This is a genomic window from Agromyces sp. NBRC 114283 (genome assembly GCF_030268405.1).
In the GTDB taxonomy this organism is placed as follows: Bacteria; Actinomycetota; Actinomycetes; order Actinomycetales; family Microbacteriaceae; genus Agromyces; species Agromyces mediolanus.
On sequence record NZ_BSQP01000001.1, the window covers coordinates 648,198 to 660,976 of the forward strand.

General features: G+C 74.0%; 12 protein-coding genes. 6 read left to right on the top strand and 6 right to left on the bottom strand.

Features of this window, described 5'->3' with window-relative positions:
* Window positions 1–5: 5 nt before the first annotated feature.
* Together QSJ60_RS03120 and QSJ60_RS03125 are read left to right on the top strand one after the other, a co-directional pair.
* A complete protein-coding gene (locus QSJ60_RS03120) occupies window positions 6–575 on the top strand; it encodes a carboxymuconolactone decarboxylase family protein (protein WP_285462487.1) in 570 nt (189 codons plus the stop codon).
* A 572-nt stretch (window positions 576–1,147) separates the two neighbouring features.
* A complete protein-coding gene (locus tag QSJ60_RS03125; RefSeq protein ID WP_285462489.1) occupies window positions 1,148–1,615 on the top strand; it encodes a hypothetical protein in 468 nt (155 codons plus the stop codon).
* A gap of 27 nt (window positions 1,616–1,642) precedes the next feature.
* Here QSJ60_RS03125 and QSJ60_RS03130 read toward each other — a convergent pair whose 3' ends face one another.
* Window positions 1,643–2,149 (bottom strand): MarR family winged helix-turn-helix transcriptional regulator, encoded by a 507-nt coding sequence (locus QSJ60_RS03130; RefSeq protein WP_285462490.1) that lies wholly within the window; start codon window positions 2,147–2,149, stop codon window positions 1,643–1,645.
* 192 nt (window positions 2,150–2,341) lie between these two features.
* Between QSJ60_RS03130 and QSJ60_RS03135 the strand changes: the two genes are divergently transcribed.
* Window positions 2,342–3,673, top strand: a complete 1,332-nt coding sequence (locus QSJ60_RS03135; protein WP_285462492.1) for an MFS transporter — start codon at window positions 2,342–2,344, stop codon at window positions 3,671–3,673.
* Between the two features lie 35 nt (window positions 3,674–3,708).
* Here the strand turns inward: QSJ60_RS03135 and QSJ60_RS03140 are convergent, their stop codons facing one another.
* Window positions 3,709–4,302 (bottom strand): nitroreductase family protein, encoded by a 594-nt coding sequence (locus QSJ60_RS03140; RefSeq protein WP_285462494.1) that lies wholly within the window; start codon window positions 4,300–4,302, stop codon window positions 3,709–3,711.
* Between the two features lie 125 nt (window positions 4,303–4,427).
* On the opposite strand from QSJ60_RS03140, the gene QSJ60_RS03145 reads away from it, so the two are divergent.
* On the top strand, window positions 4,428–5,375 hold the full coding sequence (locus tag QSJ60_RS03145; RefSeq protein ID WP_285462495.1) for a BadF/BadG/BcrA/BcrD ATPase family protein: 948 nt from the start codon (window positions 4,428–4,430) through the stop codon (window positions 5,373–5,375).
* Between the two features lie 41 nt (window positions 5,376–5,416).
* Here QSJ60_RS03145 and QSJ60_RS03150 read toward each other — a convergent pair whose 3' ends face one another.
* The 3 genes from QSJ60_RS03150 to QSJ60_RS03160 all read right to left on the bottom strand — a co-directional run bounded on the left by QSJ60_RS03150 (window position 5,417) and on the right by QSJ60_RS03160 (window position 8,142).
* A complete protein-coding gene (locus QSJ60_RS03150; protein WP_230767369.1) occupies window positions 5,417–6,493 on the bottom strand; it encodes a threonine aldolase family protein in 1,077 nt (358 codons plus the stop codon).
* Window positions 6,494–6,667: 174 nt separating this feature from the next.
* Complete coding sequence (locus QSJ60_RS03155) at window positions 6,668–7,120, bottom strand: hypothetical protein (protein ID WP_285462497.1); 453 nt, start codon at window positions 7,118–7,120, stop codon at window positions 6,668–6,670.
* Window positions 7,117–8,142, bottom strand: coding sequence for a D-alanine--D-alanine ligase family protein (locus QSJ60_RS03160; protein ID WP_285462499.1), 1,026 nt, complete (start codon window positions 8,140–8,142; stop codon window positions 7,117–7,119). Before QSJ60_RS03160 ends, QSJ60_RS03155 begins: the two co-directional genes overlap by 4 nt.
* Before the next feature lie 99 nt (window positions 8,143–8,241).
* On the opposite strand from QSJ60_RS03160, the gene alr reads away from it, so the two are divergent.
* Together alr and QSJ60_RS03170 are read left to right on the top strand one after the other, a co-directional pair.
* Window positions 8,242–9,387, top strand: a complete 1,146-nt coding sequence (alr, locus tag QSJ60_RS03165; RefSeq protein WP_285462501.1) for an alanine racemase — start codon at window positions 8,242–8,244, stop codon at window positions 9,385–9,387.
* Complete coding sequence (locus tag QSJ60_RS03170) at window positions 9,384–11,615, top strand: CapA family protein (protein ID WP_285462502.1); 2,232 nt, start codon at window positions 9,384–9,386, stop codon at window positions 11,613–11,615. Before alr ends, QSJ60_RS03170 begins: the two co-directional genes overlap by 4 nt.
* A 54-nt stretch (window positions 11,616–11,669) precedes the next feature.
* Here QSJ60_RS03170 and QSJ60_RS03175 read toward each other — a convergent pair whose 3' ends face one another.
* Window positions 11,670–12,575 carry a LysR family transcriptional regulator gene (locus tag QSJ60_RS03175; protein ID WP_285462503.1) on the bottom strand — a complete coding sequence of 302 codons (906 nt, stop codon included), beginning with the start codon at window positions 12,573–12,575 and terminating at the stop codon, window positions 11,670–11,672.
* Between the last annotated feature and the right edge of the window lie 204 nt (window positions 12,576–12,779).

Sequence of the window (12,779 nt, forward strand, 5' to 3'; positions counted from 1 at the left end):
CGGCCATGATCATCACCCCACCCGCGGCAGAGTCCGCGACGGGCACGGTCGCCGAGCTCTACGACGACGACCTGCGAGCGGACGGCCTCGTCTACGCGCACACCGCGGCGATGGCGACCAACCCCGAGGCGTACCGGGCGTTCGAGGCGCTGGTCCGGGCGGTCGTGCCGTCGATCGGCATCCGCCTGTACGAGGCGGCGACGCTCGGCGCGGCGCGCGCCATCGGCTCCGAGCACTGCCTGCTCGCGCACGGGCGCAAGGCGCTCCGTGCCGAGGTCATCGACGAGGCCGGGCTCGCCGCCTTCGCCGCGGGCGACGACTCGGGGTTCCGGAACGACGAGCGGCTCGTCATCCGCTATGCCGAGCGCCTCTCGCGCGATCCCGCGGCCATGACGGATGCGGACACGCAGGAGTTGCGCGACGCGGGCTTCAGCGACCGGCAGATCGTCGACCTGACCCTCGCCGCCGCGGCCCGGAACTATTTCAGCCGGGCGCTGCTCGCCCTCGCGGTGCCGGTCGACGAGGTGCCAGGGCTCGCTCCGGAGCTCGCGGAGGCGCTGCGCGCCGCGACGTGAGCGCCCCCGGCTGACGGCGAGGCACGGGCGGGGCCGGGATGCGGCCCCGAAGGGAGGCGGGGCGGCATCCCGGGTCTGCTGAGCCCGGAACCCGAACCGGAGCGTCAGGAGACGAACATCCGCTGACCCGATCTCCGACCGCTACCCGAGGCTGCCGGCGGCTCGACGGATATCCCACGAGCGGAGTGTAACTCCGGGGATACCACGCGGCAAGAGGGGCCCGCGGAGCCCGCCGAAGGGGGGCCGGCGGACTCCGCGGTCCCCGACTCCGATGCAACCCCTTGCCCGGAGCGAGGTGGGTGACCCCGAGGCTGAGCGTAGGGTGCGGTGTCGCTCCGGCGGGAATCGTTCGTGCGGATCATCCAACTCATGGCCCCTTGCCGACCACAGGGATACCAAGATCTCCAAACTGTGACCATCGCTCGGCTCCTCGGCGGCCGGATCGCCAATCGGGCGCGCAGGCTTCACCGACGGTGGCGCGGTGTGATTCAGTGGTCCTATGCGTGCACTGCTCCCCCGATCCTGTCCTCTCGCCCGCGACCATTCGACGCACCCGTGCCCGGTGCGCGTCGGTGCCTGAGCGGATCGCCTGGTACGACGCGGATCGCGTGCCCGACGACGCCGTCGCGCGACTGCACGCGCACTTCCGGGAGCGGCGCCCGGTCGGCGTGGTCGGCCAGGGTGAGACGCAGCGCGCGTTCTACGCCCGGCTGACCGTCACCTCCGCGGGGGTCCTCGAGGCCGAGGGTGTCGAAGCGTGGGGCGTGATCGAGAGCGCCGAGCACGGTGCGGTGCTGGTGCCCGCCGAGCTCGCCGCCGCCTCAGCGCTGCCGGCGCTGCCGCCCGCCCTGCAGCGGCTCGCCGCTCGCGTCGGCCCCGCGAATCGGCGCCTGCGGCAGGCAAAGGACGCGACCGATGCCAGGCCGGCCGTGCAGCGGTTCCGGGAGCGGTTCATCGCGGCCGCCGTCGCCCACGCCGAGCTGCACCGCAGGCTGGAGGAGTGGCAGCCGCGGGCCGAGCGGGAGCGCGACGCCGACTGAGCCGGGGCCTCGCGGGCTCGGTTCGGGCTAGGCCTCGATGTCGTCGAGGCGGTCGATGACCACCTCCAGGAGGCGGGCGAGTTCGCCGCGCTCCTCGTCGCTGAGATCCTGCAGCACGTCGGACTCGACGACATCGGAGCTGCGGATGGCGAGGCTGAACAGCTGCCAGCCCTCCTCGGTGAGGTTCACGAAGATGCGGGTGCGGTTCGCGTCGTCGGGGGTGCGTTCGACGAGTCCGCGTTCGGCGAGCTTGTCGAGCCGATGGGTCATCGACGACGGGGCCACGTTCGTGAGGTCGGCGAGCTGGCTCGGGGTGAGCGGTTCGCCGGCCTTCGCGAGGGAGGTGACGACCGCCCACTCCCCGGCCGTCACGTCGAGATCCGCGAGCTGTCGGACATACCACTGGTCGAGCTTCTTCGTGAGGCTCTGCACGGCCGTGATGACGCGCTGCACGGACTCCTCGCCGCCGGCGGCGACGTAGGTCGCGACGGCCCGGCGGTGCAGCTCCGGGGCGCTCGGGATGCGTCTGGCCATCTGGGAATTCTCGCACGGCTCGTTCGGTTGCTAATATTTCGACATCGAATAGTTCGTATTCGAAGCGCGCGGATGCCTCGGCCCGGTGCGGCGCCGGGAGAGCCCGTCGCGAGCACCATCCGGACCTCGGCCCGCGACGGCATCCCGTCGCGAGCCCACCGAAGCTGAGACTCTGAAAGGGGGCGCGACCCCATGCGCGCGAAACTGCTGATCTTCGCCTCCGCCATCGGCATGCTCGGCTGGGGGGCCGTGCTGCCCTACCAGTACGCCTACGCCGCGGACACCCGCGGCTGGGGCGCGCTCGTGGCCGCGGGGGCATCCTCCCTCTTCTCCATCGGCGCGCTCGTCGCCGCGCCCATCGCCGGGCGCCTGGCCGACCGCTTCAACCCGGTGCTCGTCGCCGTCGTCGCGCAGCTCATCGGCGCGGCCGGCGTCGGCGCGCTCGCCTTCATCGACAGCCCCGGCCTCTTCCTCGCGGGCATGCTCGTCTTCGGGCTCGGCCTCGCCGGGGCCGTGCCCGCGAAGCAGGTGCTCGCGCTGCAGTGGTCGACGAGCGACGACCGGCGCAAGGTGTTCGCCTACAAGTTCACGGGTGAGTCGCTCGGCATGGCGGCGGGCGCGTTCCTCGCCGGGCAGATCGTCGACCTCGGCCGGCCCGACGGGCTCGACGTCGGCTTCGCGATGGCGGCCGCGGGCTTCGTGCTCTCCTCGGCGATCATCGCGCTCGCGGGCCGCGGCGCCGTCGTGCCGAGCGAGTTCGCCGTCGCGGCGGTCGCCGACGGACGCCCGGTGACGGGCAGCGTCGGGGCGATCGAGGCCGCCACGGGCGCGATCGCGGCCGTCGACGTGCGCGCGGCCAAGCGCGACCGCAGCGTGGTCCGAGCGATCCTGCGCACGCCCGCGCTGCGGTGGACCGCGATCGTCACCGTCACGCTCGCGCTCGGCTTCTACGCCCAGTTCGAGTCCGGCCTTCCCGCGTACGGGCTCACCGTGCTCGGCGTCGACGCCTCGGCGATCGGCATCGCCGCCGCCGTCAACTGCATCGTGATCGTCGCGCTGCAGGTGCTCGTCGTGAAGCTCACCGCCAGGCGCAGCGCGCCGTCGCTGCTCATGGTCGTCGGCATGATCTGGGTGGTGTCGTGGCTCGCGCTCTCGGCCGCGCAGTTCGCGCCGGGCATCGCGACCGCGCTGTTCGTGACGACCTACGGCGTCTTCGCGATCGGCGAGACGATCTACAGCCCCGTGCTGAACCCGCTCACCGCGCAGCTCGCGCCGAAGGGCATGGTCGGGCAGACGCTCGGCACGATCGGCGCCCTGCAGACCGCGTTCTCGGCGGCCGGCCCGCTCGTCGCGGGCGTGCTGCTCGGCGCCGGGCTCGCCGACGTGTTCCTCGGCATGCACCTCGCCGTGAGCGTCATCGCGGTGTTCGCGGCGTGGCGGGTGAAGCGGGCCATGGAGGCGATGCCGGTGCCGGCGGCGTCCGAACGGGTCGACCCGCCGACCGCGCCGGTGCCGTTGCACTGAGGCGGGCGGCGGGCCGGCCCCCGCGCCGCGACCGGCTACTCGCCGACGGTGACGAAGTCGGCGAGCGGCTTGCGCTGGCGCGGGGCGACCTCGCGCTCGCGGAGCACGTCCGAGAGCCGGTCGACGTCGCCGAGCGCGCCGATCGTGGTGATCGAGACGACCTCGTGGCGCTCGTCGAGGCCGAACGCCTCGTGGATGGCCTGCGCGTCGAAGCCGCCCATCTGGTGCGTGTGCAGCCCCTCGTGCTGTGCCTGCACGGTGAGGTGCGCGACGGCCTGACCGAGGTCGTAGCGGGCCCATGGGCGCGGGCGGCCCTCGGCATCCACCGTCTCGGCGATGTTCACGATGAGCACGGCGGCCGAGTCGGCCCACTCCTTGTTGAAGCCGGCCATCGCGCCGTGCAGCGAGGCGAAGGCGGCGGTGCCGCGGCGGGCGACGATGAAGCGCCACGGCTGCGAGTTGTTCGCCGAGGGGGCCCAGCGCGCCGCCTCGAGGATGGTGCGGAGCTTCTCGGACTCGACGACGGCCTCCGGGTCGAAGGCGCGGGGGCTCCAGCGCTCGGCGAGCGGATCGATGAGCGGGGCCTCGGTGGCGGCCTTGCGGCTGGTGAGATCGGTGACGAGGGTCATGGTGCGGCTTTCGTGGAGGTGGAGTGCTGCCGGGGCGCCCTTGACCCGTGTATTCGAACGTATCGAGTTTCGAGCCTATTCCGTGCGCGTCGTCCGGGGTGCCGGGGAGCGGGCACAATACCCGTATGGATTCCGCAGCCGACGCGCCCGCGCGCGTGCCCGCCAGCGTGCTCGCGATCGACGCCGGGCAGACCGGGGTGAAGGTGCGGCACCGCTCCTCCGCCGGCGTCGTCGAGTGGGCCGAGCCGGGCGTCCGCACCGACCAGCCGTTGCCGCCGCAGCTCGCCGACGCGATCCGGGGCGCCGCCGCGCGCGGGCTCACGGCTGAGGCCGTCGGCATCGGCACGACCGGGCTGACCTCCCCCGACTTCGACGCCGAGCCGCTCATCGAGGCGGCCGCGCCGCTCGGCACGCGCGAGTTGATCCTCGCCCACGACTCGATCACCGCCTACCTCGGCGCCCTCGATGAGGCGCCGGGCGTCGTCGTCGCGGCGGGCACGGGCGTCGTCACGCTCGCGGTCGGGGCGACGGCCGTCGCGCGCATCGACGGCTGGGGCAACATCATGGGGGATGCCGGCAGCGGGTACTGGATCGGCCGCGCCGCGCTCGAGGCCGTCATGCGCGCGCACGACGGGCGCGGCGAGGCGACGGCGTTGACCGCCGTCGTGCGCGAGGAGTTCCCCGAGCTCGAGGACGCGTACATCGTGCTGCAGGGCGACGGGGAGCGGATCCGCCGGGTCGCCCGCTACGCCCGCGCCGTCGCCGAGCTCGCGGAGACCGACCCGGTGGCTGCCGGCATCGTCGACGGCGCCGCGCGCGAACTCGCGCACGCCGCCGTCACCGGCCTCCGCCGGGTCGGTGAGGACCTCGCCGCCGCGCCGACCGTGCGCGCCGTCGGCGGCGTCTTCGGCTCGACCCGCCTGGCAGGTGCATTCGAGCGCGCGGTGCGGTACGAGATCCCGGCGGTCGAGGTCGAGATCGGCTCGACCGACCCGCTCGACGGCGCCGCGCGGCTCGTCACCATGTCGGCCGGCAACCCGCTGCGGGGCCACGTGGCCGCCGCCTCGCGCTGAGCGCACTGACGGCGCGTGGCGCGCGCAGTCAGCGCGCGCGGTCAGCGCGCGGCGAGCTCCTCGCGGATGCCGGTGACGAAGGCGTCGATGTCGGCCTCGGTGGTGTCGAAGGAGCACATCCAGCGCACCTCGCCGCGCGAGGCATCCCAGTCGTAGAAGCGGAAGCCGCGCTCGCGGAGCCGGTCGGCGACGCCCTCGGGGAGCACGGCGAAGACGCCGTTCGACTGCGTCTCCTGCGAGAAGCCGAGGCCGGGCAGCTCGCCCGCCGCGATGCCGGCGTCGAGCGCGTCGCGCAGCCGGCGGGCCATCGCGTTCGAGTGCCGCGCGTTCTCGAGCCACAGCTCGCCCTCGTACAGGGCGATGAGCTGGGCGGAGACGAAGCGCATCTTCGAGGCGAGCTGCATGTTCAGCTTGCGCAGGTACTTCAGGCCCTCGGATGCCTCGGGGTTCAGCACGACGACGGCCTCCGCGCCGAGCGCGCCGTTCTTCGTGCCGCCGACGCTCAGCACGTCGACGCCCGCGTCGCGGGTGAAGGCGCGCAGCGGGACGCCGAGCGAGGCGCCGGCGTTCGCGATGCGGGCGCCGTCGAGGTGCAGCTTCATGCCGAGCGAGTGCGCGTGATCGGCGATCGCCCGCACCTCCTCGACGGTGTAGGCGGTGCCGAGCTCCGTGGTCTGCGTGATCGACACGACGAGCGGCTGGGCGCGGTGCTCGTCGCCCCAGCCCCAGGCCTCCTGGTCGATGAGCTCGGGGGTGAGCTTGCCGTCCTCGGCGGCCACGGTGAGCAGCTTCATGCCGCCGACGCGCTCGGGCGCACCGCCCTCGTCGGAGTTGATGTGCGCGGTCTTCGCGCTGACGACGGCGCCCCAGCGCGGCAGCATCGACTGCAGCCCGGTGACGTTCGCGCCGGTGCCGTTGAACACGGGGAACGCCTCGATCCCCTCGCCGAAGTGCCCGGCGAAGACCTCCTGCAGGCGCTCGGTGTAGGCGTCCTCGCCGTAGGCGACCTGGTGGCCGTCGTTCGCGGCCTGGATGGCGGCGAGCACGGCGGGGTGCACACCGGAGTAGTTGTCGCTGGCGAAACCGCGGAACGTCGTGTCGTGGAGCTGCGAAGTCACCGAACCATCCTGCCACCCGCTCCCTGGCAGCGTCTCACCGGGTGGCGCACGGAACGCGCGCCGCGCGCCCCGTCGACGCACGGATGCCGCGCGCCTGGCCCGCTGAGCTCGTCGAAGCGAGCTCGTCGAAGCGCGCGCCTGGCCCGCTGAGCTCGTCGAAGCGCGCCCGGTGGCTCAGGCCTCGACGGTCACGTCCGTGACGGCGCCGTCACGGTCGAGGTGCACGGCGGGCCAGTAGCCCTCGGGGAAGTGCTCGCCGCAGGAATCGTCGAGGTGCACGGTGACCGTCCCATCGGGGTGCGCCTCGATCGTCTGCAGCTCGAGGTCGCTCGCGGCGTCGTCGAGCTCGGCGGCGGTCGGCCCGCCCTCGCTGAAGCCCGTGACCACCGCGTCGCTCAACACCCGGCGGAGCGTCGGCAGCGCCTGCACGGTCTCCGCGATCCGCGGCAGCATCGCGCGCACCTCCTCGGGCGATCCGCTCGCCGCGGTGAGCTCCACGGACTCGCCGTCGATCTCGATGAGCGCCGAGTACCAGTCGTGGTCGAGGACCTCGCCGTCGAGCAGCTCGGTGCGGGCGCGCCGGAAGGCGCCGAGCTCGGGGTGGCTGATCTCGGGTGCGTCGCTCATGCCCCCACGGTAGCGGGCGTGCGCGTCGGGACGGGCGCCCCGACGACCGCGGCGATGAGCTCCTCGTAGGAGACGCCGGCGGCGGCGAACATGCGCGGCACCTGCGAGTGCGCGGTCATGCCCGGGATCGTGTTGATCTCGTTCAGCACGAGGCGTCCGTCCGGCGTGACGAAGAAGTCGAGGCGCGCGATCGCGTCGCAGCCGAGCGTCTCGAAGAGTCGGAGGGCGGTGTCCTGCAGCCGCCGAGCGGTGGCGTCGTCGATCGCCGCGGGCACCGTGAACCGCGCCGAGCCGTCGTACTTCGTCGCAGCGTCGAACACGCCGTCCCCGTGGATCTCGAGCGGCGGCGGGACGAGCAGTTCGCCGGCCGCCGTGCGGACGACGGCGACGTCGATCTCGCGGCCCACGACGGGCTGTTCGACGAGCACCCGTTCGTCGAACAGCCGCGCCTCCGCGATCGCCGCCGCGAACTCGGCCGCGGTGCGCGCGAGCCGCACGCCGTGGCTGGAGCCCGCGGTCGCCGGCTTCACGATGACGGGGCGGACGAACGGGATGCCGGCGTCGAGCTCGGCCGCGCTGTGGCAGCGACCCGGGGCGACGTCGACGCCGTTCGCAGCGGCGACGAGCTTGGTGAGCTCCTTGTCCATGGTCACGGCGCTCGCCGTCAGCGGGGAGCCGATCACTCGGATCCCGGCGAGCGTCGCGAGCGCGGCGAGCGCGCCGTCCTCGCCCGGGGCGCCGTGGATCATCGGGTAGACGGCGTCGCAGTCGGCGAGCAGTTCGAGTGCCGCGGCGAGGCCAGCCGCCGGGCTCGGGCCGAGCGGGCGCCCGCGGCTGCTCCAGCAGCCGTCCCGTTCGACGCGGAGTCGGACCGCCTCGACGCCGATCCGGGCGAGCGCGGCCTCGACGGCGGCGGCGCTCGCGACGCTCACGTCGTGCTCGGCGCTCGTGCCGCCGGACACGACGGCGATGCGCCGGGCGGTCCCTGCGGCGGGCTCCCTCGGGGGGTGCGGTCGTGACATGGCTGCCTCCTCGTCGTCGAGTCCAGCGGTCCGGATGTTGCGTGGGCGTATCGGAATCCGCAGACGGCCGCGCAACACGCCCGCCGCTGGACTGGCCGCATGGCCCCACCCGCATCCGAACTCCTCGTGCACCACGACGCGATCCGCGCGAACGCCGCGCACTTCGCGGCGTCGACCGACGGCCGCCTGATGGCCGTCATCAAGGCCGACGCCTTCGGCCACGGGCACGAGCGCGTCGCCCGGGTCGTGCTCGACGCCGGCGCGAGCTGGCTCGGCGTCGCCTCCTCGGAGGAGGCGCTCGCGCTGCGGGCGGGAGGCATCGACGCGCCGATCCTCAGCTGGCTGAACGCCCCCGACGCCGACTTCTCGGCGGCCGTCGCCGCCGACGTCGATCTGGCGGTGCCCAGCGCCGCCGTGCTCGGCGCGGTGAGCCGGGCGGCGGCGCAGCTCGGGCGGCGGGCGCGGGTGCACCTGCACATCGACCTCGGGATGGCCCGGGAGGGCTGCCCGCGGGAGGGCTGGTCCGCGCTCTGCGAACTCGCGCAGGAGCTGCAGTTGCAGGGCTCCGTGCGCGTCGTCGGGATCATGGGGCACCTCTCGTGCGCGGAGATCCCCGGCCACCCGCAGAGCCGGCTCGAGCGTCAGCGCTTCGTCAACGCGGTGCTGGCCGCGCGGCGGCGTCGGCTCTCGCCGAACGTCGTGCACCTCGCGGCCACCGCGGCGACGGTCACGGGTGACGGGGCGGGCTTCGGCCTGCACCGCATCGGCGCCGGACTCTTCGGCATCGACCCGTCCGGCAGCTCGACCTCGCTCCGGCCGGCGCTGTCGCTCGTCACGCGCGTCGTCGGGTCCCGCGAGGTCGAGGCCGGCACCGGGGTCGGCTACGGCCTCGATCACGTCGCGGAGGCGCGGACGAACCTCGCGCTGCTGCCGCTGGGCTACGCGGACGGCGTGCCGCGCGCCGCGTCGGGGCGGGCGGAGGTCCTCGTGCGGGGTCGGCGCCGCCCGCTCGTCGGCCGGTTCTCGATGGACATGGTCGTGGTGGACACGGGCGGCGAGCGGGTCCGGCCGGGGGAGCCGGTGACCGTGTTCGGTCCCGGCGACGCGGGCGAGCCGACGGTCGCCGAGTGGGCCGGCTGGGCGGGCACCATCGAACACGAGCTCGTGACGCGGGTCGGCGCCCGGGTGGCGCGCGTACACCGGGCGGATGCCCCGGCCGGCAGCAGCCTCGGGCGCACCGCATGAGCCGGGTCGAAGGGACCGGCCGGCCGGCGTCGACCGCGCGCAGCGGGCCGGCAGCGCCCCGCGAGACCTGGGGCGACGTCGTCAAGGGCGTGCTCATCGTGCTCGTCGTGTTCTGGCACGTCGTGATGAAGAGCTACCTCGAGGTCGACTGGCAGCTCGGCGTGCCGATCCCCGGGGCGTGGGGGCTGCTCGCCGACCTGATCTGGCCGTTCCTCATGCCGCTCTTCCTGCTCGTCTCCGGGACCTTCGCGGCGGCGGCGTTCTCACGGCCCTGGGCGCTCGTGCTGCGCACCCGGGTCGTGCGCTTCCTGTACCTCTACCTGCTCTGGTCGCTCATCCACACCGCGGCGCTCTGGGCGTTCCCCGACTTCCCGACGCTCGTGCCGCGGGGCGTCGCCGAGTTCGTCGAGGCCGTCACGATCAGCCCGCCGAACACCTGGTACCTCTTCGCGCTCGCGCTCTACTTCCTCGTGGCGAAGGCGCTCGCCCGGGTGTCGCCGTGGCTCGTCGTCGGGGCGGCCGCCGTGCTCTCGGTCGTCGTCGCGGCCGGCTACGTCGAGATCGTGAGCAACCGCGGCTCACTGCTCTACAACCTCACCTTCTTCCTGCTCGGGCTCCATCTCGCTCCGCACGTGCGCCGGCTCGCGGGCCGGGTGCGGCCGGCGCCGCTCGCGCTCTTCGGGGCGGGCTACCTCGCGGTGTTCGCGGCCATGCGGCTGACGGGCAGCGAGACGGTGCCCGGGGTCTGGCCCCTCGTCAGCCTCGTGGGGGTCGCGTTCGGTCTCGCCGCGGCGCCCGCCTTCGCCCGGATCCCGATGCTCGGACCCGGCGCCGCCTGGATCGGGCGGCGGAGCCTCCCGATCTACCTCCTGCACATGCCCCTGCTCGCCGTCGTCGACATCGTGCTCGTCGAGTGGCTCTCGCTCGTCTCGCGCCCCGTGCAGCTCGCTGCCGCCGTCGCGCTGCCGATCGCGGTGACCGCGGTGATCGTCGCGGCCTGCGTCGGGCTCGAGCGCGTGCTGGTCCGCGGCGGCGCCGACTGGCTCTTCGAGCTGCCCGAGCGGCGCACGGATGCCTCGGCGAGGGCCGCCGCCGTCGAGGCATCCGCTCCCCGTCCCGCGCCGCGACCGTCCCGCGGGCCCGCCTGGCGCGCGGTCGTCGTCGTCGCGCTCGTCGTCGCGAGCGGCGTCGTCGCCGTCCGGGCGACCGCGATCCCCGGCTGCGACGGGAATCCGCCGGTGCAGGCCGCGGCCGAGCCGGGGCGCGTGAGCATCGGCGCGGTCGGCGACGTGCTCATGCACGACGTCGGCCACGTGGTGCCCGCCGACGGCGGTGCGGCGCACTTCGACGCCGTGCGGCCGTGGTTCACGCAGGACCTCGTCACCGGCAACCTGGAGCAGGTGATCGCGGACGACCCCGGCTACGACAAGTGCGGCGGCGCTGCGGACTGCCTCGCCTTCCGCAGCGCCCCCGACACGGCCCGGATCCTCGACGGCTTCGACCTCATGAACCTCGCGAACAACCACACGGGCGACTTCGGCCCCGTCGGGTACGCCGACACCCGCGCGAACCTCGCGGCGAGCGGCATCCGCTCGGTCGGCGATCGGAACGAGATCGCCTGCACCCGCATCGGCGACACGACGGTCGCGGTGATCGGCTTCGCCCCCTACCGGGACACGAACCGGGTCACCGACCTCCGGCACGCGCGGCGGCTCGTCGCCGCCGCGGCCGAGAGCGCCGATCTCGTCATCGTGCACGCGCACATGGGGGCGGAGGGGCCGACGGCGAACGTCGTGACCCCCGGGCCCGAGGAGGCCTACGGCGAGCAGCGCGGCGACGTGGTCGCCTTCTCGCACGCGGTCGTGGACGCCGGCGCGGACCTCGTGATCGGGCACGGCCCGCACTCGCTGCGCGGGATGGAGTTCTACCGGGGGCGGCTCATCGCGTACAGCCTCGGCAACTTCGGCGGCGGCGGCGTGTTCGGCGCCGAGCAGGCGACGAGGTACGGCGCGTACCTCGACGTGACGCTCGAGGCCGACGGCCGCTTCGCCGGCGGGCGAGTGCGCTCGATCGACTTCGAGCAGGAGGGCGGCGTGCCGCGGCCGGATCCGGAGGGGACGGCGGCGCGGCTCATGGCCGAGTTCGGGGCGCGCGACTTCCCGGAGCGCGCGGCGCGGATCGGGGCGGACGGCACCATCGCGCCGCCGGATCCCGAGCGCCCGCGCTGAGGCCGATCGGTTCGCAGACCCGTCGCGGCTCGCGCCGGCCGAGCGGGTGTCGGACTAGACGCTCGCCGCCGGGGCGTCCACGTTCGCGACGTCGTCGACGGTCTGCAGCCAGTCGCCGTACTCCGCGACCCAGCGTTCGATGAGCCCGGCGGCGTAGTGGCTGGCGTCCCAGCCCGCGTAGAGCGACATCCGCACCTGTCGGCCGTCGCGCATGACGCGCACGGGATGCAGGCCGAACACCGCCTCGTTGGTGAGCACGGCGGCGCCCCGACCGGCGGCGGCGAGGCCCTGCGCCATGAACGAGGAGCTCAGCTCGGTGGCGTCGGGCAGGGCGAGGCCCGACTCCGCGAGCGCGTCGTCGAAGACCATCCGGGCCTGGTTCGTGCGGTCCATCAGGATCAGCGGATGGCGCACGAGCTCGGCGACCTCGACGTCGGGCCGGCCGTGCAGCGGATGCCCCGGGGCGACCTGCGCGCTGATGCCGATGGGGGAGAGCCGGTGCCCCGCCCAGTCCGCGGGCGGCGGCACCGTCGAGACGCCGAAGTCCGCGCCGAGCGCGACGGTGCGTTCGAACACGAGGCTCGGCTCGCACTCGATCGCGTCGATGACGGGATGCCTCGCGCCGTGCGCTGCGGCGAAGGGCGCCAGGGTGCGCAGGATCGTGGCGAACGGCGCGACGGCGACGAGCCGGGTCTCGAGCGGGCGCTCGAGGCCGACCGCGTTGCGGGCCATCTGCTCTCGGCGCACGAGGTCCCGCCCGACTCCGAGGAAGCGCCGACCCGCCTGGGTGAGCCGGAGCGCACCGTGGCCGCGCTCGAAGAGCTCGACGCCGAGCTCCTGCTCGAGCGCGCGCAGCTGCCGGGATACCGCGGGCTGCGAGATCCGCACCTGGCGGGCGCCCTCGGTGATCGACCCCGCCTCGGCGACGGCGAGGAAGTACTTGACGACGCGGAGCTCCATCGATGCCTCCAAGGCATGCCACAGACCGTTTGGGGATGTCGAAAGCATGCCATGGGCGGTCGCCGCGTGTGGAGGACGGGCGCGGGCATCGCCGTGAACTGGTACATTTCTTCATGCAAGGCCCTATGCGACCCGTGAGGTCGCTCGGAGGGTCTTGCACCCCGCGAACCCCTGGCCCAGGCTGGGGGTTCTTGCGTTGGCGGG